The organism is Paraburkholderia tropica (genome assembly GCF_914484835.1).
In the GTDB taxonomy this organism is placed as follows: domain Bacteria; phylum Pseudomonadota; class Gammaproteobacteria; order Burkholderiales; family Burkholderiaceae; genus Paraburkholderia; species Paraburkholderia tropica_A.
The window spans coordinates 1-19,967 of record NZ_CAJZAR010000024.1 but is presented as its reverse complement, the minus strand read 5'-3'; the positions used below and the strand labels follow the sequence as shown (position 1 = coordinate 19,967).

18 protein-coding genes are annotated in these 19,967 nt (G+C 61.6%); 17 read left to right on the top strand and 1 reads right to left on the bottom strand.

Annotated features, from left to right (window positions below; translation table 11 throughout):
• Positions 1 to 685 precede the first annotated feature (685 nt).
• The 6 genes from LDO54_RS02040 to LDO54_RS02015 all read left to right on the top strand — a co-directional run bounded on the left by LDO54_RS02040 (position 686) and on the right by LDO54_RS02015 (position 9,753).
• Entirely contained in the window at positions 686 to 2,812 is a 2,127-nt protein-coding gene (locus LDO54_RS02040) for a type VI secretion system Vgr family protein (RefSeq protein WP_224005432.1), read from the top strand.
• The gene (locus LDO54_RS02035; protein ID WP_224005429.1) at positions 2,809 to 3,687 is read left to right on the top strand and encodes a DUF4123 domain-containing protein; all 879 of its coding nucleotides are present in this window, start codon (positions 2,809 to 2,811) and stop codon (positions 3,685 to 3,687) included. Before LDO54_RS02040 ends, LDO54_RS02035 begins: the two co-directional genes overlap by 4 nt.
• Complete coding sequence (locus tag LDO54_RS02030) at positions 3,684 to 6,509, top strand: toxin VasX (RefSeq protein WP_224005426.1); 2,826 nt, start codon at positions 3,684 to 3,686, stop codon at positions 6,507 to 6,509. The genes LDO54_RS02035 and LDO54_RS02030 overlap by 4 nt, the downstream gene beginning before the upstream one ends.
• Positions 6,510 to 7,508, top strand: a complete 999-nt coding sequence (locus LDO54_RS02025) for a hypothetical protein (protein WP_224005424.1) — start codon at positions 6,510 to 6,512, stop codon at positions 7,506 to 7,508.
• 132 nt (positions 7,509 to 7,640) lie between these two features.
• Complete coding sequence (locus tag LDO54_RS02020; protein ID WP_224005421.1) at positions 7,641 to 8,639, top strand: hypothetical protein; 999 nt, start codon at positions 7,641 to 7,643, stop codon at positions 8,637 to 8,639.
• Positions 8,640 to 8,763: 124 nt separating this feature from the next.
• A complete protein-coding gene (locus tag LDO54_RS02015) occupies positions 8,764 to 9,753 on the top strand; it encodes a hypothetical protein (RefSeq protein ID WP_224005418.1) in 990 nt (329 codons plus the stop codon).
• A gap of 331 nt (positions 9,754 to 10,084) precedes the next feature.
• Here LDO54_RS02015 and LDO54_RS02010 read toward each other — a convergent pair whose 3' ends face one another.
• Positions 10,085 to 11,335, bottom strand: coding sequence for a class I SAM-dependent methyltransferase (locus LDO54_RS02010; protein ID WP_224005415.1), 1,251 nt, complete (start codon positions 11,333 to 11,335; stop codon positions 10,085 to 10,087).
• Between the two features lie 39 nt (positions 11,336 to 11,374).
• Between LDO54_RS02010 and LDO54_RS02005 the strand changes: the two genes are divergently transcribed.
• From LDO54_RS02005 to hybE, 11 genes are all read left to right on the top strand, one after another.
• The gene (locus tag LDO54_RS02005; RefSeq protein ID WP_224005412.1) at positions 11,375 to 11,575 is read left to right on the top strand and encodes a hypothetical protein; all 201 of its coding nucleotides are present in this window, start codon (positions 11,375 to 11,377) and stop codon (positions 11,573 to 11,575) included.
• A gap of 194 nt (positions 11,576 to 11,769) precedes the next feature.
• Positions 11,770 to 12,816, top strand: a complete 1,047-nt coding sequence (locus LDO54_RS02000) for a HoxN/HupN/NixA family nickel/cobalt transporter (RefSeq protein WP_224005410.1) — start codon at positions 11,770 to 11,772, stop codon at positions 12,814 to 12,816.
• A 164-nt stretch (positions 12,817 to 12,980) separates the two neighbouring features.
• The gene (locus tag LDO54_RS01995; RefSeq protein WP_290371056.1) at positions 12,981 to 14,099 is read left to right on the top strand and encodes a hydrogenase small subunit; all 1,119 of its coding nucleotides are present in this window, start codon (positions 12,981 to 12,983) and stop codon (positions 14,097 to 14,099) included.
• Positions 14,096 to 15,886 (top strand): nickel-dependent hydrogenase large subunit, encoded by a 1,791-nt coding sequence (locus tag LDO54_RS01990; RefSeq protein WP_224005405.1) that lies wholly within the window; start codon positions 14,096 to 14,098, stop codon positions 15,884 to 15,886. Before LDO54_RS01995 ends, LDO54_RS01990 begins: the two co-directional genes overlap by 4 nt.
• Before the next feature lie 20 nt (positions 15,887 to 15,906).
• Complete coding sequence (gene cybH, locus LDO54_RS01985) at positions 15,907 to 16,638, top strand: Ni/Fe-hydrogenase, b-type cytochrome subunit (RefSeq protein ID WP_224005402.1); 732 nt, start codon at positions 15,907 to 15,909, stop codon at positions 16,636 to 16,638.
• A gap of 1 nt (position 16,639) precedes the next feature.
• Positions 16,640 to 17,320, top strand: a complete 681-nt coding sequence (locus tag LDO54_RS01980; RefSeq protein WP_224005399.1) for a HyaD/HybD family hydrogenase maturation endopeptidase — start codon at positions 16,640 to 16,642, stop codon at positions 17,318 to 17,320.
• Positions 17,320 to 17,682 (top strand): HypC/HybG/HupF family hydrogenase formation chaperone, encoded by a 363-nt coding sequence (locus LDO54_RS01975; protein WP_436975473.1) that lies wholly within the window; start codon positions 17,320 to 17,322, stop codon positions 17,680 to 17,682. Before LDO54_RS01980 ends, LDO54_RS01975 begins: the two co-directional genes overlap by 1 nt.
• Complete coding sequence (locus LDO54_RS01970) at positions 17,679 to 18,128, top strand: hydrogenase (RefSeq protein ID WP_224005393.1); 450 nt, start codon at positions 17,679 to 17,681, stop codon at positions 18,126 to 18,128. Before LDO54_RS01975 ends, LDO54_RS01970 begins: the two co-directional genes overlap by 4 nt.
• Entirely contained in the window at positions 18,125 to 19,003 is an 879-nt protein-coding gene (locus tag LDO54_RS01965; RefSeq protein ID WP_224005390.1) for a hydrogenase expression/formation protein, read from the top strand. The genes LDO54_RS01970 and LDO54_RS01965 overlap by 4 nt, the downstream gene beginning before the upstream one ends.
• Positions 19,003 to 19,221 carry a rubredoxin gene (locus LDO54_RS01960; RefSeq protein ID WP_224005387.1) on the top strand — a complete coding sequence of 73 codons (219 nt, stop codon included), beginning with the start codon at positions 19,003 to 19,005 and terminating at the stop codon, positions 19,219 to 19,221. The genes LDO54_RS01965 and LDO54_RS01960 overlap by 1 nt, the downstream gene beginning before the upstream one ends.
• Positions 19,208 to 19,819: a [NiFe]-hydrogenase assembly chaperone HybE gene (gene hybE, locus LDO54_RS01955; protein WP_224005384.1), complete on the top strand. Its 612-nt coding sequence runs from the start codon at positions 19,208 to 19,210 to the stop codon at positions 19,817 to 19,819. The genes LDO54_RS01960 and hybE overlap by 14 nt, the downstream gene beginning before the upstream one ends.
• Positions 19,820 to 19,967: the final 148 nt, after the last annotated feature.

Sequence of the window (19,967 nt, the reverse complement as noted above, 5' to 3'; positions counted from 1 at the left end):
CTGTTTTCTGGTCAGCGTGTGCTGTGTGCCAAATCCTGGCATCGCTTTAAAAAACTCAGTCGGATCAGCGAGTTGGCCAAGTCACCCAAAGGTTACTCACAGGGCTATCAACGAAAACTGTGGAGAACTTTGGTGTGCGGCGGTGGGGCTGCGCTTCCCCCAAGCTAACCCACGTCCCTGTCGCCCGGCGCAACGCGTGTGTACGCGAAGCGAGTGCCGTCGGCTTCGTAATGCGCTGTCTGCTGGCCGACCATGACTCCGGCGCACAAGCTAGCCCGATCTGCGCCGGCTCTCTGACCCAAGCAGGCCTCACGCGGTACCTTCAATTTGCCGTTCGCAGTCTCGAATACCGGGTTATCCGTGCGATACACCCAACAAAATCGACGACGACTCAACCGGTACCGTCCCATTCTTTTCCGTTGCGATTGCCTGCTCAATCGACTCCTTTTCTCCGAATTTTCGCTTCTTTCCTCAACGCCATCAGATTTCTCCGATTTGAAAATCAGATCGCGCTGTCGGTCAGCGGACGCATTGACGTTGCGCAATCCCGGCTTGGGCACCCGGGTCCAGTATTTCGCGCGGAACTACCATCCCTCCTATTTCTCGACACCAAGATTAATTAGCAATGCGTTATTTCAAGATGTGCTCCGCGCGGACGGAGTTCTGTATCGAGGAGACTTGAGCCATGCCCCGCCAAAGTGATGTGCGCTTTACTTTCGAGGCGGCAGGCGCTGTCGCTTTCGACGTCGTGAGTTTCCAGCTGGACGAGGGTATCAGCCGCCCGTTCAGGCTGAACGTCGAACTTTCCAGTACCGATTCCGCTGTCGATTTCGGCACGATGCTCGATCAGTCGGCCACGTTCACGATCTGGCGCGGCGAGACCGCCGTGCGTTATGTGAACGGACTCGTCAGCTGCTTCGAGCAGGGAAAAACCGGCTTCCGGCGGACCTATTACCGCGTGGTGGTCGAGCCACAGTTATCGCGCGCAGATCTGCGCTCGGACTGGAGAATCTTCCAGCAGGAGAGCGTGCCGCAGATCCTTCAGACCGTACTCAAGCGCTCGGGCATCAACGACGCCGTACAGGATCTGACCAAAGAGCACCTGGTGCGCGAATACTGCGTCCAGCCCGGCGAGACGGATTTTCATTTCATCAGCCGACTCTGCGCAGAAGAAGGTCTGTTCTATACGCATCGGTTCAGCGCCACGGAGCATCGTCTGGTCATGGGGGACCGGCTCTACGTCCACGGCACGATCGAAGGCGGCCCGATCATCTACAACGCCACGCCCGGTGGCGATCAGGCCGAGCCGTGTATTACGAACCTGAGTTACGCCGAACTGGTACGGACGGCGCGGCAGGTGCAGAGGGATTATTCCTTCAAGAATCCGCGTTATAACCACGAGCAAAGTAGCGACGGGGTCAACCTCGACCACCAGGACCGGGAATACGAACGTTTCGACTACCCGTCGCGCGCGAAACGCGACGAGGCGGGCCGTCCCTTTACCGAAACCCGTCTGCTTGCGCTACGTCACGACGCGCAGATCGCCGGGATCGAGGGCGACGATGCGCGCCTGCAACCGGGCCTCGCGTTCGATCTGGAGGGCCACGCCCGCGAGGACTGGAACACGGGCTGGCGCGTAGTGAGCATGATCCACACCGGCACGCAGACCGTGAGCCAGTCAGAGGAAGCGGCAGAAGCCGATGTCGGCACGCAGTACGGCTACACGGCGAACATCATTCCCGACCACATCGAGTGGAAACCGGAACCGCTGCCCAAGCCCCGCATCGATGGTCCGTTGATCGCCACCGTAACCGGCCCCGCTGGAGAAGAAATTCATTGCGATGAATTCGCGCGTGTCGTTGTCCAGTTTGCGTGGGACCGCTACGGGAAAAACGACGAACACAGTTCCTGCTGGATACGCGTCGCGCAGAACTGGGCCGGTGCGACGTGGGGGCACATGGCGATACCACGCATCGGGCAGGAAGTGATAGTCGCGTTCCTCGATGGCGATTGCGACCAGCCGATCATTATCGGGCGAACGTATCACGCGACCAACCTGCCGCCATATGAGCTGCCGCGTCACAAGACGCGCATGACGATCAAAAGTCAGACGCACAAGGGAGATGGCTTTAACGAACTGCGTTTCGAGGACGAGAAGGACCAGGAGGAAATCTACGTCCACGCGCAGAAAGATCAGAACATCCACGTAAATCACGATGAAACGACTTTCATCGGAAACGACCGCCGGGAGAACGTCGAACACGATGAAACGATCGACATCGGGCATGACCGCACGGAGAGCGTGGGCAATGACGAGCAGGTGAGCATCGGACAAAACCGGACGCATTCCATCGGTCAGGACGCGATGCTCTCCATCGAACGCAATCACGCGATCAATATCGGCAAGGATCGCGTCGAGCAGGTCGGCAACCACCGCAAGGACCAGACGACGGCGAATCACATCATCGATGTGGGCGGCCATGTTGAGGCGTCCGTGCAGGGTCGCCACAAGCTCAGCGCGGGTCAATCCATAGAACAGCAGACGCAGCAGTACAAGTTGCAGGCCAGCCAGAACGTCGTACTTCGCGGCCCCGGTGGCACCCTCACCATCGACAGCAGCGGCGTGACCATCGAAGGCATTGCCATCAAGCTCAAGGGGCCGATGACGCAATCCGGCGGTGCCGGCAACGCTCTCAGCATCAACGGCGTAGCCAGACAGGGGCGCCCTCTCAATGCCCTCTGCGCCATGCGTGCGAATGGCACCTGCCCGCTCACGAATTGTCCCTGCGGTCGCTCCGGGGGACATGCATGACTCTGCTCGCGACCTCCCCCGAAAACATCCGCAGCGACGTCAGGATCGCACCCCGCCTCCTTTGGATTTTTGACGGTGGCCTGGAGCCGGAACTCGAAGCCATCTTGCGCAAACACGATCACCGCCTGTGGTTCACCTGGGTGTACAGCGGAACCGAGTATGCGCACGTGTACAGCGAAGGCCCCTTGCTGGTCGAATCGCGGGCCGACTCACCGCTGCTGGATGCATTCATATCGTCATGGGCAGCCGCACATTGGGGAGGATTGCTACTGTCAGCGGCACCATTCGAAACGGTCCTTAACCATTTACGCGCACTGAAGCATGCCCAGTTGCCCGATGGAACAACTTCGCTACTTCGCTTGCACGAACCACGCGCCTTGCGTGGCTTCGCGCAAGGTGCTGACGCCTACACCCTCAACACACTATTAGGCCCCATCGATCATTGGTACTGGTGCGAATGGAACGAAGGTCAAGGCGACTGGTATCGCCTTGACCACCCAGCACCCGGCCATGGCGTCGTGGCTACGGACAGTCCGAATGTGTCTACGGCGCTCCTCGACGCGCTCGACGGACAGCGCATCGACTACCGGAACCGAGGATTCGCGCGCCGGTTGCGGGCAGCAAACATCCCCATGCTTCGAGATGCCGATGACGCACTTCTGGCGCAGGCAGTGCAAAAGCATGCCGCCGAAGCCCCGTCGCGCGGCTTTGTATCCGACGACGACGTCTATGGGTTCCTGGAGGTGTATTTCCGCTATCACCGGCAACTTTTTGAACCCAGTAGCAGGCTGGCAGACGTCATGGCCGCTCCTGATGTTCCAGCCTGGCGCCGTTTGCAACAGGCACACGCATTGATGGAAGAAACCAGCGCATGACCCTTATCACCAAGACCGCACAGGAACTAGCCGCCTGCACGCCTAGCAACTCCGCTCAAGGCGCACATAACTGCACGAAAGTCGTGCCGTTTTATCCACTGCGCTATGCCGTGCAGCCTTTCGATGGCGGCGGCTCTGCCTATGAGCACGCCAATCTGGAGCATAAGAAATTTCCGGCTTTGAGAGGCATGCGCTACGTGTTGCGCGGCCTGCGCGACGACGACGGTTATCTCTACATTTACGACCCGCTCAATCGCGAGCAGATCATCTGCTTTGTCTATCGCAGTCCAGACGACGGCACGAATGGCGGCCAGCAACGTCCTGCGCAATTCCAGCGCCTGGCGCTGACCCCGCAGTTCAAGCCCATCGAGCTGGCTGGCAAACCGCTGAGCTTTCCCTACATTCCGGCCTATGACCACAACCCTGCGCATGTGGTGATCTGGTTCGCGGATACGATGCAAACGCCCGACAAGCTCAAGGCATTCAAGAACGACACAAACGGAATTCGAACCCAGTTGGGTACGCCGGTGGACTTGGGCCCCTGGTTCACCGCTTTCAGGAAAAGCGCTCATCCGGCCCAGGCGCCGATGGTCAAACACACGATCCGCCTGGAAGATATCGTCGATCAGCATGCGGTCGGCGTGGACAGTAAGCCTGTGCCGTGGTCCGAATACCGGGAGGGCGCGCAACTGCCCACCGCCGCCGAGATGAGCATGGCCCAAGGCCCGGACAGCGCGCGGCTGGCTGTGGTGCTTTACGATGCAGTGGGGATCATGAGCGAGTTGAACCAGCGCATCGGTCAGGTCCTCAACGGCTGGGGCGAATACAACGCCAAGTCCCAACGCGGTCTCTGGGCCTCAGCCGCCGTTGATGCCGTGCTGAGTCAGGCAGCTTCAAAAGCATATAACAGTCTTGTCGACAACGACCCTGTGGGCAGCGCCGTTAAAGGCACCGGAGCCACGGGTGGAGCCGTGCTTGAGGTTCAGGGCAGAGCGCAGGCGGCAGCGAATGCCGCCAAGGCACGGCGCTGCGCCTTTCTCGCTGGAAACGACCAGAAACGTCAGGCCTTTCTCAGCAGCGACAAGAATACGCGCAAGGAATGGCAGGACGAACTCGACAAGGCGGCCGCCATGCTCTGGGCATGGTGGAACTACACCGGGGACGGTTCCTGGGCGCCCTCGCTTGCTCACTACGACACGCGGGAATCGTTCAACTTCCGCGCAATGCGCGGTGCAGTCTCCCGCTGCATTCTGGGGCTCGCTTGCCATAACGAAGGCGCCAATGCGTTGGCCAAGCAGCTGCTACCCGAAGGCCCGACCGGCGTACTCTATTACGCCATGCAGGGATTTCCAGGGCAAACCGAATACATCGACAGCACGCGCAAGACCATCTCTGTAGTGGGCGACAGAGACGCAAGCAAAGCCATGGAGAAGCTTGGCGAACTGCTGCAGAAGATTCCCGCCGATAGTGCCTCGCAAGAACTCGCGCGCGTCATTCAGGCGCTATTGCTCAAAAACGGCATTCTCCGGGCCGGCGAGGCGTTTCCAGGAACGCGCTACGCGCGCATGCTCGAAATGCTGGACGGCAATCTGCTGCTGCGTCAGCCTACGCCGCTGAGTCAGGTGCCTGATGTGCTGCGCAAAGATGCGAAGATCGAGGGCAAGACACCATTCCGTCGTCTGAAGACTGCGCGCACCAAAATCAGCGAGGCCGTGGAAAAGGAAGTGGACTTGTATCGCGTAAAAGCGTACGAGCCCAAGGCCGCTCAATCGCCCGAGGTCGTCAAAGGCCTGTCCGGGCGATTGTCGCTATGGCACAAGATCAAACTCGGCGCGGGCGCGCTGGGAGTCTATGTGGCCGCGGACAATCTGCTCAATGCGGTCAACGAGTTGGGTAGCGATGGTTTGACGTTGGCTACCGCACTCGATATTGGCACCAATGCCGCAGCTATGGTTTCCTCAGGCGCGGCAATGCGCAGTGCGATGCTGGCGGTAACGCAGCAGCGCGATTCGTTGGCGGCGGGGAAGGCTGTTAAAGACGTGAAAATCGAGGCAGTTGCCAATTTTGCCGATCGATTGGCTATTGGTGCGGCGGGTGTGGCGGGATTTCTTGGTGGAATAAAATCAACTCGCGACGCGATGAGCCAACATGGAGAAGTGATGGCCGCATCGATCGTTAGCGCGACTGTGCAATTCAGTGAGTTCGGAATTGCAGCCGCATATTTATACGGACAGCAACTGGCCAAAACGTTCGGCATTAGGGCGTTTGCTACGTTCGCAGAGGTCGAGGCTGGCCCCGTTGGCTGGGCAATCCTAAGCTTTGATATCCTCAACACCCTCATCGCCGCCTATATAAAGCAGCAGGTAGCCGAGCAAAACATAAATGACTGGCTGGACCACTGCTTCTGGGGCAAGCATCCGCAATTCCCCAACATGGATACCGAGCGCTTGGCGTTCGCACGCCTGTCACAAGAACCCTATATCGAATCCGACCGGCACATCACGGAAAAGCTGGCTACTGTCGCGATCCCAGGAATAGGCCCTATTCTGTCTACTCAACTGCCGGCGCGGACCATGACAGTGGTATTCCCAGGCTGGCATCCGCAGATCGGTGCCTACGAAATCACCCAGTACAAGGAGTTCAACGCACTGGGCGTCGAACAATCCCTTAATGATCCCGGCAAGGTCGTAATGCGTGGCAACGACGGCTATCTGACTTTCAACACACAAACGCAAATTGGCGGAACTGCCGTCATCTATTGGCCCAACGGCTTTAGTGATCCAGCCGTCCACTTCGAGCTACCACGCAATCAAGGAAAGTAAATGATTAGCCTTGGTAAAGAAAAAATCAAACCTCGACGCAGCTTCGAGGAAGAACTGACTCGCCTAGGAAATCATAAGGACAGGTTAGCGCTGCCGCGCCCATCGCTAGCTATGTGGCCAGGTGACGTAAAACTCTGGACAGACATCAACGACTCCAACTTCTACAATGAGCAGTACATTGAAACCCATTTTTTGGCGGAAACCAATGTATCTACCGCCTATTTAGCATCAACCTGGCATATCATCGCCCTTACAGCACTCATCGCGATTTGGATCGTCGATCAAAAATTTCCATTTTATGCAATTCCATTTGAATTGCTCGCGCTGAGTCTATTTGGCGTATTTTTGCTTGCCATAAAAATGCCAAGCGGCCGAATTCGGTTCAACCATAAAACACAACTTGTTCATTTTTTTTGGGGAAAAATATTAATCTCCGTTCCGTGGCGAAACGCCCATCCGTTTTCCAGAATCGTACGTCTAGGATCTGTTGATCTTGATATTTTTTTCCCAACGGGACCCTATGCGGAGAGCGCAAAATCAGAAATCATCCCGGTCACGGGAAACTTCGACGTAGCCGATGCCGGACTCGATTCCGCGTTCTATCGATGGGAATTCATTCGCCGCTATATGGAATGTGGCCTGGCGGCTATCGCACCACCCGAGCATCCCGAACCGGGCTTTGAACCACGTAAAGCGTCTGGCCATTTCCGCAAAACCTTCGACATCTTTTACTACCTCGGCTTCGGCTTTCTGATCGACCGTTGGGCAGCATACTGGAATGCCCGCTTCCGCTGGCCCGAGGAAGTCGAACGTCTGTGTCAACCCGACGCTGATCTCTCCGGCTACGACACGTCACCCGTCACAACCTCAACGACGCGCTTTTACCGTTTCGATCTGCGTCAAGGCGGCTATTACATTTGTGACGCTCAGGGCAACGCACTGCGTGATGCGACTCTCGCCGAGCGAGCGGCTACCTACCCATCGAGTGGTACTAAGTAAGGGGAGGTCGCCAGTTGTGGCGCACCGGTCACGGGCAACACCGAGCGTTCAGCGGCCGCCGTCATTTATCGAAGCAACGGCTTTAGCGATCCGCACTGTCTTTTTTGAACTGCTGCACCACGAGGAAAATAGATGAAAGAAGCAGGCAGGGAAAAATGCAAACCCCGACGCAGTTTCGAGGAAGAACTGGCTCGCTTGAAGAACCACAAGGATCGCGTGGCCTTGCCACGCCCATCGATAGCTATGTGGCCGAGCGACGTGAAATTCTGGACAAACTTTAGTGACCCTGCTCTTTTCAACGAGCAATTTATCGAGACTCGCTTCCAGGCCGAACATATAGCCTCCGACGCCTATTTGATCTCAACCTGGCATACCGTTACTCTCATCGCCACAATAGCTGGATGCATTAGCACACGCAACGTCTCATTTTTAACACTTTCCGGAGAATTGTTTGCCTTGACGCTGTTGAGTGTCGCCATGCTGGCAATCAGAATGCCTGGCGGCCGAATCCGGTTTAACCGTCACGCCCAGTTGGTGCATCTATTTTACGGAAAGGTTCTGCTGTCTCTGCCTTGGCGCTGCGCCTACCCATTTTCCAATATTGTGCGTTTGGGCTCGGCCCACCTGAATATTTGTTTTCCCACCGGCTCCTACGCAGAAGCAATAGGATCAGAATTCGTCCTAGTACCGGGAAGATTCGATGTATCGGATGCCGGACTCGATTCCGCGTTCTATCGATGGGAATTCATTCGTCGCTATATGGAATGTGGCCTGGCGGCTAGCGCACCACCCGAGCATCCCGAACCGGGCTTTGAACCACGTAAAGCGTCTGGCCATTTCCGCAAAACCTTCGACATCTTTTACTACCTCGGCTTCGGCTTTCTGATCGACCGTTGGGCAGCATACTGGAATGCCCGCTTCCGCTGGCCCGAGGAAGTCGAACGTCTGTGTCAACCCGACGCTGATCTCTCCGGCTACGACACGTCACCCGTCACAACCTCAACGACGCGCTTTTACCGTTTCGATCTGCGTCAAGGCGGATATTACATTTGTGACGCTCAGGGCAACGCACTGCGTGATGCGACTCTCGCCGAGCGAGCGGCTACCTACCCGTCGAGTGGTACTAAGTAAGGGGAGGTCGCCAGTTGTGGCGCCCCGGTCACGGGCACTTTCAGCAGGCCGCAATCAGTTATCGCCCCAACGGCTTTAACGATCTGCACCGTTTTTTTTAACTGCTGCACAACCAGGAAAATAGATGAAAGAACCAGGCAGGGAAAAATGCAAACCTCGACGCAGTTTCGAGGAAGAACTGGCTCGCTTGAAGAACAACAAAGATCGACTTGCCTTGCCACGCCCCTCTCTAGCCATGTGGGCAGGTGATGCGAAGTTCTGGACAGACACAAGTGACTCGTCCTGCTTTAACTCACAATACATTGAAAGTCATTTTCTGGCGGAGTCGAACGTATCGAATGCATATGTAATCTCGACTTGGCACACTGCGGCCCTCATCGCAACGACTGCTGGCTGCATCAGCATTCACAAAGTATCGTTCCTTGTTCTCTCTGGAGAACTGTTCGCATTACTTCTATTAAGTCCATTTTTACTCGCAATCGCACTACCCAGTGGCCGAGTTAGATTCAATCGCCAGGCTCAGCTTGTCCATTTTTTCGCAGGAAAGAAGTTGATCACTGTTCCCTGGAGAGATGCTAACCCGTTTGTACAGATTGTCCGTTTTGGATCTGTGGATCTTGATATTTTTTTCCCAACGGGACCCTATGCGGACAGCGCAAAATCAGAAATCATCCCGGTCACGGGAAACTTCGACGTAGCCGATGCCGGACTCGATTCCGCGTTCTATCGATGGGAATCTATTCGTCGCTATATGGAATGTGGCCTGGCGGCTATCGCACCACCCGAGCATCCCGAACCGGGCTTTGAACCACGTAAAGCGTCCGGCCATTTCCGCAAAACTTTCGACATCTTTTACTACCTCGGCCTCGGCTTTCTGATCGACCGTTGGGCAGCATACTGGAATGCCCGCTTCCGCTGGCCCGACGAAGTCGAACGTCTGTGCCAGCCCGGCGCTGATCTCTCCGGCTACGACACGTCACCCGTCACAACCTCAACGACGCGCTTTTACCGTTTCGATCTGCGTCAAGGCGGCTATTACATTTGTGACGCTCAGGGCAACGCACTGCGTCACGCAACGCTCGTCGAGCGCTCTGATAGCTATCCTAATAGTTAATGTGACTATACGCACAAGAGGCAGTCCGCAGTCTTCGTTCACTGGCGGCGTTGGCTGCATATCTTAGCCCCGCCAATTTTCCTGTCGTCCATGGCGGACTTTGTTATGAAACTCGTCGCTGTCGTAGGCCATCGCCATTCTTGCCCGCTGCTTGGCCCTGGCACTTTCGTTACCGGCACGGCCGAATCAAACGTCAATGAATACCGGTCGCACCGCAGCGAAAAATCATATCCTGTGGTTTTCCTCCATCGACGCGCGTGGCAAGCGCACTGCCTGCACTATCTCCCGATCACGGCATTGCCATAAAGAACTTCCGGCGAAATCCGCCCTTTCAATACTCCCCCTCGCCATCCTCCTCCACCCCACCAAAATCCGCCCGCATCGCTCGCGCAATCGTTCGCTCGACGGCGCTCGTCGCCACTTTCTCCAGGCGCACGCGCATGAAACTCGCCTGCTCACGCTCCACGACTGCGTTGCGCTCATCGAGATACTCCAGGCTCACCACTGTGAACCGCGACTCGAACCAGCCGAGATACCAGAACCACTCCGCGTAGTAGATCCATGACCGCTCATTGAACGCGCGCACGTGTGTCGGGTCCTGCCACGCAGCGAGCGCCTTTTCATAAGGCACCTCGATCAACATCTGTGCACCGTGCTTCAACAAGTGCAAACAGTTCGTCATGAGGCGCGGCAGATCGCCAACGTGTTCGAGCACGTTATTCGCGTAGATGAACGACAACGAATCCGCGCACAACTCCACCGGGCCGACCGTAGCGCAATCGATGCGCGCAGGCAGTTCGAGCGGCGCGGACAGATCAAGCAGCGCATCCGGTTGCGCCAGTTCGAGAATATCGACGTTGAACCAGCCCGGCATATAGTCCTTGCCCGAACCGATATGCAAACGCTCGGGCCGCCACGGCGTGCTGGCCCCGGTTCGCGTCGCGAAGTGGCGCTCAGCCCGAGCAAGCACCTCGGCGTACTGATCGAGCACATCGTGTGATGTGAAATTCCGCAGCTTCGCACGCGCCGCATCCGCGAAATCCGGCGCGCGAAAATTGCGCTCGAAAAACGGCTTGATCGCATCGGGCGCAACCCAAAACACGCTGTCCTCGAATTGCTGCGGCGGCGCGGCGCGCGCCGAGCGTTCGCTGATCACCGGCGTCCCCAGCGACAGACACTGGAACACGCGTGCCTGCTCGAAGCGCGCGCTCTCGTAGAAATGGCAATTGAACACGGCTTTCGCGCGCCGGATTTCCACGTCGCGCTCCGGGCCGAAGATGCCATATGGCAGCACGGCGACACGGCATCCGCCGGCCTCGATCTGCTGGAGCATGGCCATGCGCCGCTCGTTCATGCTGCCGAAAAACAGCAGATCGACGGGACGCTCCTCGATCGGCATGACGGGCTCGCGCGATAGATACGGCGCGTGACCGAACGACACGATCGCGACATCCGCGTCATTGCTATAAGCCGCCACGTTGGCCGCTTCGTAATCGACCACCATCGACGCCGCCAGCAGTTGCAAATACGCCTGCGACACCCGCGAGCCGCCCTCGCCCAACTGTTCCAGATTCACGAACACACAGCGAAAGCGCTCCGTGAGCCCCGTCTCGAACCCGGCATGCGCGCCGAAAACGAAGTTAAGCGCATCGTGCCGCAACCGGTTCTTCCCGAGGCTCACCTGCGCGCCCAGGCGCCTGAACTGGTGACGAAAGAAGCGCGCCTGATCGAGGAAACCCAGCGCGTGGACGTTTCCGCCGGGCTGGACGATGCAAAGGTGGATCGGCGATGTGGGCATGGTCGTGGCAATCGCAAAGCGTGACGATCAGGAAGCCGCAACTATGTGGGCATCCAGGCAAGCCATCGCGCCCACGCCCCTCCCCCTTGCGCCCGATCAACCCCCGCGCAAAACCCGCGCCCCCAATAACTCGATGCTGTTACCGTGCGCGCTCAATTTCGCCTGAGCGCCAACCCGCACGCGCGCCAGGCACCACGCACCAGCCCGAGCACCGCTTCATGACGCCCGCCTCCGCCCCGCCCTTGCGCCGCAAGATCGCCGCCATCTACGCCTTTCTGCTGGCCCTGAATACGGGCGCGTGGCTGTGGGCCATCTGCGTGTTCCGCGATCATCCGGCGCTGCTCGGCACGAGTCTGCTCGCGTGGTCGCTCGGTCTGCGTCACGCTTTCGACGCCGATCACATCGCCGCCATCGACAACGTCACTCGCAAGCTCATGCAGGCCGGGCAGCGCCCGCTCGAAGTCGGTCTTGCGTTCTCTCTCGGCCACTCGACAATCGTTGTTATCGCAACCATCGTCATCGCCGCTACGGCAGCCTCGTTTCAGGGGCCGCTGGAAAGATTTCGCGACACCGGCGCGCTGATCGGCACCTGCGTCTCGGCGGCATTTCTGTTCGCCATCGCGCTGCTCAATCTACTGATCCTGCGTTCGGTGCTGCGCACCTACCGGCGCGTGCGGCGCGGCGAAGCCTGGAGCGAAGCCGATCTCGACGTCCTGCTCGCGGGCCGCGGCCTGCTCGCACGGCTGCTGCGCCCGCTCATGCGCCTCGTCACGCGCGGCTGGCACATGTATTTCCTCGGCTTTCTGTTCGGTCTCGGCTTCGACACGGCGAGCGAAATCGGCCTGCTCGGCATCGCCGCCGCGAGCGCCACGCAAAACCTGCCGATCTGGTCGATCCTCGTGTTCCCCGCGCTGTTCACGGCCGGCATGACGCTCGCCGACACCACCGACAGCCTGCTCATGCTCGGCGCCTACGGCTGGGCGCTCGACGACCCGCTGCGCAAGCTGCGCTACAACCTCGCGATGACCGCGCTCTCGGTCGTCGTGGCGATCGTCGTGGGCGGCATCGAGGCGCTGTCGCTGATCGGCCAGCGGCTGCATCTCGAAGGCAGCGGCTGGCGCGTCGTCGACACGCTCGGCGACCAGTTGGGCCTTGGCGGCTTCGTGGTCGTCGGCCTGTTCGCCGTCGGCTGGCTCGCGTCGATGGCGCTCTTTCGCGCGCGCTCGGGCGCGTCCGCCTCGCGCGCGCCCGCCCGCCATTCCTGATGTTTTCTGACAGTACAGCAACGCGGCTTGCCGCCGAATAAGCCCGCACGCATCGGAATTATCCGATAGCCATTCTGAATTGATGCTCGTCAAAACAAGATGGGCATCCAAGCCAGATGATTCCAGTTTTTCGCAGCCCACAAGGTCAATCAAAGGAGGCCATCTTGGAGACGTTCTACGACGCCATGCGCGCACAGGGTGTGACGCGGCGCAGCTTCCTGAAGTTCTGCAGCCTCACGGCCACCGCGCTCGGGCTCGGTTCGGCGTTCGTGCCGCGCATCGCGCACGCGCTCGAAACGCGGCCGCGCACGCCGGTCATCTGGCTGCACGGGCTCGAATGCACGTGCTGCACCGAATCGTTCATCCGCAGCGCGCACCCGCTCGCGAAGGACGCGATTCTCTCCATGATCTCGCTCGACTACGACGACACGATCATGGCCGCCGCCGGCCACCAGGCCGAGGCCATCCTCGAAGACATCCGCACGAAGTACAAGGGCAATTACATCGTCGCGGTCGAAGGCAATCCGCCACTCAACGAAGACGGCATGTTCTGCTTCCCCGGCGGCGAGCCCTTCGTCGAAAAGCTCAAGCGCGTGAGCGCCGACGCCAAGGCCGTGATCGCCTGGGGTGCGTGCGCCTCGTGGGGTTGCGTGCAAGCGGCCAAGCCGAATCCCACGCGCGCCACGCCCATCGCCGACGTGATCCTCGACAAGCCCATCGTCAAGGTGCCGGGCTGCCCGCCGATCCCCGAAGTGATGGCCGCCGTGATCACCTACATGGTCACCTTCGACCGCCTGCCGCCGCTCGACCGCCAGGGGCGTCCGAAGATGTTCTACGGCCAGCGCATCCACGACAAATGCTATCGGCGCCCGCACTTCGACGCGGGCCAGTTCGTCGAAAGCTGGGACGACGAAGGCGCGCGCAAGGGCTATTGCCTCTACAAGATGGGCTGCAAAGGGCCGACCACGTACAACGCCTGCTCGACGGTGCGCTGGAACGACGGCGTGTCGTTCCCGATCCAGTCGGGCCACGGCTGTCTGGGCTGCTCGGAAAACGGTTTCTGGGACAAGGGCTCGTTCTACGACCGCGTGGTCGACATCAACCAGTTCGGCATCGAGCAGAACGCCGACCGTATCGGCATGAGCGTCGCGGGCGTGGCGGGCGCGGCCATCGCGGCGCATGCGGTCGTCAGCGCGATCAAGAGCACGGTGCTCAAGCGCAACGACCTCAAGCCGCTGCACGAAACGAACGACAACAACAATCATCAGGAGCCCCGACAATGAGCTACGCAACCCAGGGCTTCACGCTCGACAACAGCGGCCGACGCGTGATCGTCGACCCGGTCACGCGCATCGAAGGCCACATGCGCTGCGAGGTCAATCTCGACAGCAACAACGTCATCACCAACGCCGTGTCCACGGGCACGATGTGGCGCGGCCTCGAAGTCATCCTCCGGGGCCGCGACCCGCGCGACGCGTGGGCCTTCGTCGAACGCATCTGCGGCGTGTGCACGGGCACGCACGCGCTGACCTCGGTGCGCGCGGTGGAGAACGCGCTCGGCATCGCGATTCCCGAGAACGCGAACCTCATTCGCAATCTGATGCAGGCCACGCTGTGGGTGCACGACCACCTCGTGCACTTCTATCACCTGCACGCGCTCGACTGGGTCGACGTGGTGAGCGCGCTCAACGCCGATCCGAAGCGCACCTCCGAACTCGCGCAGAGCATTTCCGACTGGCCGCTGTCGTCGCCGGGCTACTTCCGCGATCTGCAATCGCGGCTGAAGCGGTTCGTCGATTCGGGCCAGCTCGGGCCGTTCCGCAACGGCTACTGGGGCCATCCGGCCTACAAGCTGCCGCCCGAAGCCAATCTGATGGCCGTCGCGCACTATCTCGAAGCGCTCGATTTCCAGAAGGAAATCGTCAAGGTGCATACGGTGTTCGGCGGCAAGAATCCGCATCCGAACTGGCTCGTGGGCGGCGTGCCCTGCGCGATCAATATCGACGACGTGGGCGCGGTCGGCGCGGTCAACATGGAGCGCCTGAATCTCGTTTCGCAGATCATCGACCGCACGATCGAATTCGTGCAGAAGGTGTATCTGCCCGACGTCGTCGCGATCGCCTCGTTCTACAAGGACTGGGCGGCGATCGGCGGCGGCATTTCGGGCCAGTCGGTGCTCTCGTACGGCGACTTCCCCGACCACGCCAACGACTACAGCGACAAGAGCCTGCTGGTGCCGCGCGGCGCCGTGGTGAACGGCAACTTCAACGAGATTCTGCCCGTCGATCTGCACAACCCCGAGGAAGTGCAGGAGTTCGTCGCGCACTCGTGGTACCGCTATCCCGACGGCAAGCAGGGCCTGCATCCGTTCGAAGGCGTGACCGAGCCGCATTTCGAACTGGGCGGCGCGACCAAAGGCCATCGCACGAAGATCGAGCAGATCGACGAATCGGGCAAGTATTCGTGGATCAAGGCGCCGCGCTGGCGCGGCCATGCGATGGAAGTGGGCCCGCTCGCGCGCTATCTGATCGGCTATCACCAGAATCGCGCGGACATTCGCGAGCCGGTGGACGCGCTGCTCGCGAAGCTCGGCGCGCCCGTTTCGGCGCTCAATTCCACGCTCGGCCGCACGGCCGCGCGCGCGCTCGAAGCCGACTGGGCCGCCACGAAGATGAAGTACTTCTTCGACCGCCTGATCGGCAATCTCAAGGCCGGCGACACGGCCACCGCGAACGTCGACAAGTGGGAGCCCGCGTCGTGGCCCGCGCAGGTCAAGGGCGTCGGCTTCACCGAAGCGCCGCGCGGCGCGCTCGGCCACTGGATCCAGATCCGCGACACGAAGATCGACAACTACCAGTGCATCGTGCCCACCACGTGGAACGGTTCGCCGCGCGACGAGCAAGGCCAGATCGGCGCGTTCGAGGCCAGCCTCATGAACACGAAGATGGCGAAACCCGACGAGCCGCTCGAAATCCTGCGCACGCTGCATAGCTTCGATCCGTGTCTCGCCTGCTCGACGCACGTGATCGGGCCGGCGGGCGAGGAACTCGTCAACGTTCAGGTGCGCTAAGGCGCGCAAGCGAGGTCGCAATGTCCAGGCAAAAGCAACTCAAGACCTATGGTTTCGACGGCAACGCGCCCGCCGAATTCGAAGGCAAGCGCGTCACGTCGGTCTATGTGTACCAGGCGCCCGTGCGCCTGTGGCACTGGCTCACCGTGCTCGCCGTGATCGTGCTCACCGGCACCGGTTTTCTGATCGGCAAGCCCGTGCTGCCCACGCTTTCGGGCGAGGCCAGCGCGCATTTCATGATGGGCTGGCTGCGCTTCGCGCACTTCACGGCGGGCTACGTGCTCGCCGTGGGGCTCGTGTTCCGCGCGTGCTGGGCGTTCTTCGGCAATCACTTCTCGCGCGAGATGTTTCTCGTGCCCATCTGGGATCCGCAGTGGTGGCGCGAACTCTTCTACGAGTTCCGCTGGTATCTGTTCCTCGCGCGCTATCCGAAGAAATACGTGGGCCACAATCCGCTCGGGCAACTCGCGATGTGCGGCTTTTTTGTCGTCGCCGTGCTGATGTGCGTGAGCGGTTTCGCGCTCTATGGCGAAGGCCTCGGCACGAAAAGCTGGGCCTCGTACACGTTCGGCTGGGTCATCTCGCTCGTCGGAGAAAACAGTCTCGCGCTGCATGGCTGGCACCGTCTCGGCATGTGGAGCATCGTGCTGTTCGTGATGATTCACGTGTACGCGGCCATCCGCGAAGACATCATGTCGAAGCAAAGCATGATCTCGACGATGATCAGCGGCTTCCGCATGTTCAAGAGCTGACATGCGCGCTTCGATTCCTGATTCGCCAAGCGTGGCTCAAAGCGCGCCGCACATCGTCGTGCTCGGCATCGGCAACGTGCTGTGGGCCGACGAAGGGTTCGGCGTGCGCGCCGTCGAGGCGCTCAACGCGCAGTACGCATGCGCGCCGAACGTCGAACTCGTCGATGGCGGCACCCAGGGGCTCGCGCTGCTGCCGCTCGTGGAGTCGGCGCAGCGCCTGATCGTGTTCGACGCGATCGACTTCGGGCTCGAACCCGGCACGCTCGACGTGCGCGAAGGCGAGGAGGTGCCCGTGTGCCTGCAGGCTCGCCGCATGAGCCTGCATCAGATGGGTTTCGCCGACGTGCTCGCCTGCGCGCAGCTCAAGGGCCATTACCCGCAAGAGATCGTGCTGATCGGCGTGCAGCCGGTCGAACTCGACGACTTCGGCGGCAGCCTGCGCGATGCGGTCAAGGCGCAGATCGCGCCCGCCGTGGCGCAGGCGTGCCGGTTCCTCGAACGCTGGAACGCGGCGCCGCGCGCGCGTGATGGGTCGGCATCCGCCGAGGCTTACGCCTCGCGCGCCGAGCCGCTCAACGCCGCGAGCCTCGCGCTCGCGGCTTACGAAAACGGACGCCCGAGCGCGCGCCTCGCGAATCGCGACGGCGACACGCGCTTCTGGCAGCCCCAAGAGACAGTCTGATGTGCATGGGCATTCCGGCACGCATCGTCTGCAGTGAAGGACTCGTCGCGCAAGCGGTGACGCGTCACGGCGCATGCGCCATCGACCTCGCACTCACCGGCACGCTGCCCGCGGGCGCGTGGGTGCTCACGTTCCTCGGCGCGGCGCGCGAGGTCATCGACGCCGATCGCGCGCGCGACATCGACGCGGCGCTCGATGCGCTCGAAGCCATCGCGCGCGGCGAGATCGACAGCGCGCACGCGGCGGCGGGCCTCGACCGTTATTTCGCCGATCTCACGAACCGCGAGCCGCAACTGCCCGCGCATCTGCGTGCGCGCGCCGACAGCGCGAACGCATCGGCCACCTCGGACACACCATCATGACGCTCGCTCCGCTTTCCGGCGGCCTGACCCTCGACACGCTGCGCGAACGCCTCGCGCGCCACGGTTACGTGGAAGTCGACGAACACACGCTCGACGGCGTGGCCGCGCGCACCGCGCAACTCGTGCTGCTGCCGCTCGACAACCCCGCCCAGCGCCCCGAGTTCGCCGACCTGCTCGTGATCCTGCCCGAGCTGCTGAGCCAGTTCGGCGACGACGCCTTCACGGTCGCTTACGCCGGTCCGCCCGCCGCCGCCGCGCTCGCGCGCCGCTTCGGCGTGCTGCGCCAGCCCGCGCTGGTGTTCCTCCACTTCGGCGCGCTCGCGGGCACGATCGAAGGCCTGCGCGACTGGCGCGAATACGTGCAGGCATTCGCGCGGCTGTGCGCTTCGGCGGCGCCGTCGGGCTTGCCGGGCGCATCGAACGACGCGACAGGAGTCCGCCCATGAGCCACGCCAGTTTCATCCCCATCCTGCCGCTCGTGAGCGGCCCCGGCTCGCAGCCGCAGCAACCCGGCGACGAAGCGTGGTCCTGCCTGCCGCTGCCCGTCGAAGTCGAAACCTGGCGCGCGCCCGAGTTCCCCGAACCGGGCGAGCCCGGCGCCGCCGCCGTGCTCGCGCTGCTGCGCGGCATGATCGACGCGCTCGAAAGCGCCGCGTCGCCGCACGAGGCCATCCGCTTCCCGCTCGATGCGCTCGACGCCGACGCGCATCGCCTGCTCGCGCAAGTGCTCGGCGAAGGCGAAGTCTCGGCGCGCGTCGCGCTCGACGACGGCGCGACCGTGCAGATCCAGGAAGCGCGCTATGCGGGCGTCTGGCGCGTGGTCACCGTCGGGCCGCAAGGCGAGCGCATCGCCGACTACGTCGAGATCGCGCCCGCACCTTCCGTCGTGTTCGAAGCGGCGGCGCGCGGTGCGGCGCACGCGCAGATTCCGCCCGTCGGCGAGGCCACGCTGATGAACGCGCCGTCCATCGCCAGCGAAATCGCCGCCGTCCATGCGCGCGCCGTGCAGACCGGCGGTGCGGGCCAGCACACCATCAACTTCAGCCTGCTGCCCGTGAGCCCCGAGGATCTCGCGTGGCTCGAAGGCATGCTCGGCGAAGGGCGCGTCGGGCTGTTCTCGACCGGTTACGGCAAGTGCATGGTGATGGCCACGGCGCTGCGTCACGTCTGGCGCGTGCGCTATTTCGACGGCGCGAACAAGGTGCTGCTCGACACCGTCGAGATCACGCGCGCGCCCGACGTCGTGCTCGCCGCGCCCGACGATCTGCGCGATTCGCTGCAGCATCTGCGCGACATCGTGCAATGGCTGGAGCCGCGCTGATGTTCGAAGGCAGCTACCTCGGCAACGACACCGCGCTGCGTCCCGCCAGCCGGCTCGAATGCAAGATCTGCTGGTGGGTCTACGATCCTGCGCTCGGCGACCCGGTCTGGGACATCGCGCCCGGCACGCCGTTCGCCGCGCTGCCCGCGCACTGGAAATGCCCCGTCTGCGACGGCGCGCGCGAGCAATTCATGGTGCTGGATGATGAACGCGCCTGACGTCGTTCGCGGCGCTTCGCACGATCGCGCGCACACGCAGGCGCGCGATCTTGCCTCTGCCCCTGCCGCCGATCCCGCGCGCGATCCGTCGCGGCGCGTCGAAGCCGCGTTCACGCAGATCGCGGCCACGCGCATGCGCGATCTGCCGTATCTGAATCCGCGTCTCGCCGTGGCGGCCGTGGGCTTTCGCGAATGGCAGGCCAGCTGGATCGGCGTGCTGGTCACGCCGTGGGGCATCAATCTGCTGCAACTGCCCACCGACGACGCGCCGTTCGCCGCCTGGCGCGCCGCGGACGCCATCGAAGTGACGCTGCCCGGCGCGACGCTCGCGTTCGTGCCCGCGCGGCTCGACACGCTCGGCGATTATCGGCAGTGCTCGCTGTTTTCGCCCGCGCAGCAATTCGCCGATCAGGCCAGCGCGCTCGCCACGGCGCATGAGGTGCTGCGTCTGCTGTTCGAGCCGGAAGCCTCGACCGGTGCGACGAAAAACTCGACGAAAAACGCAGCGACAAACGCGGCGACGACCGCCAGCGCCGACGCCACGCCCGCGCCGCTCGCCGATCCGCGCCGTCGCCGTCTGTTCGGACTTCGGCCATGAATCGCAGCCACGTTCTCACGCTGACCTTGCGCGGCGACAGCCAATGGGTCCGCGACGTGAGCGCCGAATGGCAGCCGCTGCCCGTCGAGCGCCTGCTGATCGGCGCCCGCGTCGCCGAAGCGGAAGCGCTCGTGCCCGCCGCGCTCGC

What these genes read in the sequence shown, in the direction of transcription:
- LDO54_RS02005 (WP_224005412.1), top strand. Translation starts at nt 11,375, where the DNA reads ATGCGCGCCGAAAACGAAGTTAAGCGCATCGTGCCGCAACCGGTTCTT.
- LDO54_RS01970 (WP_224005393.1), top strand. Translation starts at nt 17,679, where the DNA reads ATGACGCTCGCTCCGCTTTCCGGCGGCCTGACCCTCGACACGCTGCGC.
- LDO54_RS01960 (WP_224005387.1), top strand. Translation starts at nt 19,003, where the DNA reads ATGTTCGAAGGCAGCTACCTCGGCAACGACACCGCGCTGCGTCCCGCC.
- LDO54_RS01980 (WP_224005399.1), top strand. Translation starts at nt 16,640, where the DNA reads ATGCGCGCTTCGATTCCTGATTCGCCAAGCGTGGCTCAAAGCGCGCCG.
- LDO54_RS01965 (WP_224005390.1), top strand. Translation starts at nt 18,125, where the DNA reads ATGAGCCACGCCAGTTTCATCCCCATCCTGCCGCTCGTGAGCGGCCCC.
- LDO54_RS02020 (WP_224005421.1), top strand. Translation starts at nt 7,641, where the DNA reads ATGAAAGAAGCAGGCAGGGAAAAATGCAAACCCCGACGCAGTTTCGAG.
- hybE (WP_224005384.1), top strand. Translation starts at nt 19,208, where the DNA reads ATGAACGCGCCTGACGTCGTTCGCGGCGCTTCGCACGATCGCGCGCAC.
- LDO54_RS02000 (WP_224005410.1), top strand. Translation starts at nt 11,770, where the DNA reads ATGACGCCCGCCTCCGCCCCGCCCTTGCGCCGCAAGATCGCCGCCATC.
- LDO54_RS02030 (WP_224005426.1), top strand. Translation starts at nt 3,684, where the DNA reads ATGACCCTTATCACCAAGACCGCACAGGAACTAGCCGCCTGCACGCCT.
- cybH (WP_224005402.1), top strand. Translation starts at nt 15,907, where the DNA reads ATGTCCAGGCAAAAGCAACTCAAGACCTATGGTTTCGACGGCAACGCG.
- LDO54_RS01975 (WP_436975473.1), top strand. Translation starts at nt 17,320, where the DNA reads ATGTGCATGGGCATTCCGGCACGCATCGTCTGCAGTGAAGGACTCGTC.
- LDO54_RS02040 (WP_224005432.1), top strand. Translation starts at nt 686, where the DNA reads ATGCCCCGCCAAAGTGATGTGCGCTTTACTTTCGAGGCGGCAGGCGCT.
- LDO54_RS02015 (WP_224005418.1), top strand. Translation starts at nt 8,764, where the DNA reads ATGAAAGAACCAGGCAGGGAAAAATGCAAACCTCGACGCAGTTTCGAG.
- LDO54_RS02025 (WP_224005424.1), top strand. Translation starts at nt 6,510, where the DNA reads ATGATTAGCCTTGGTAAAGAAAAAATCAAACCTCGACGCAGCTTCGAG.
- LDO54_RS02035 (WP_224005429.1), top strand. Translation starts at nt 2,809, where the DNA reads ATGACTCTGCTCGCGACCTCCCCCGAAAACATCCGCAGCGACGTCAGG.
- LDO54_RS01990 (WP_224005405.1), top strand. Translation starts at nt 14,096, where the DNA reads ATGAGCTACGCAACCCAGGGCTTCACGCTCGACAACAGCGGCCGACGC.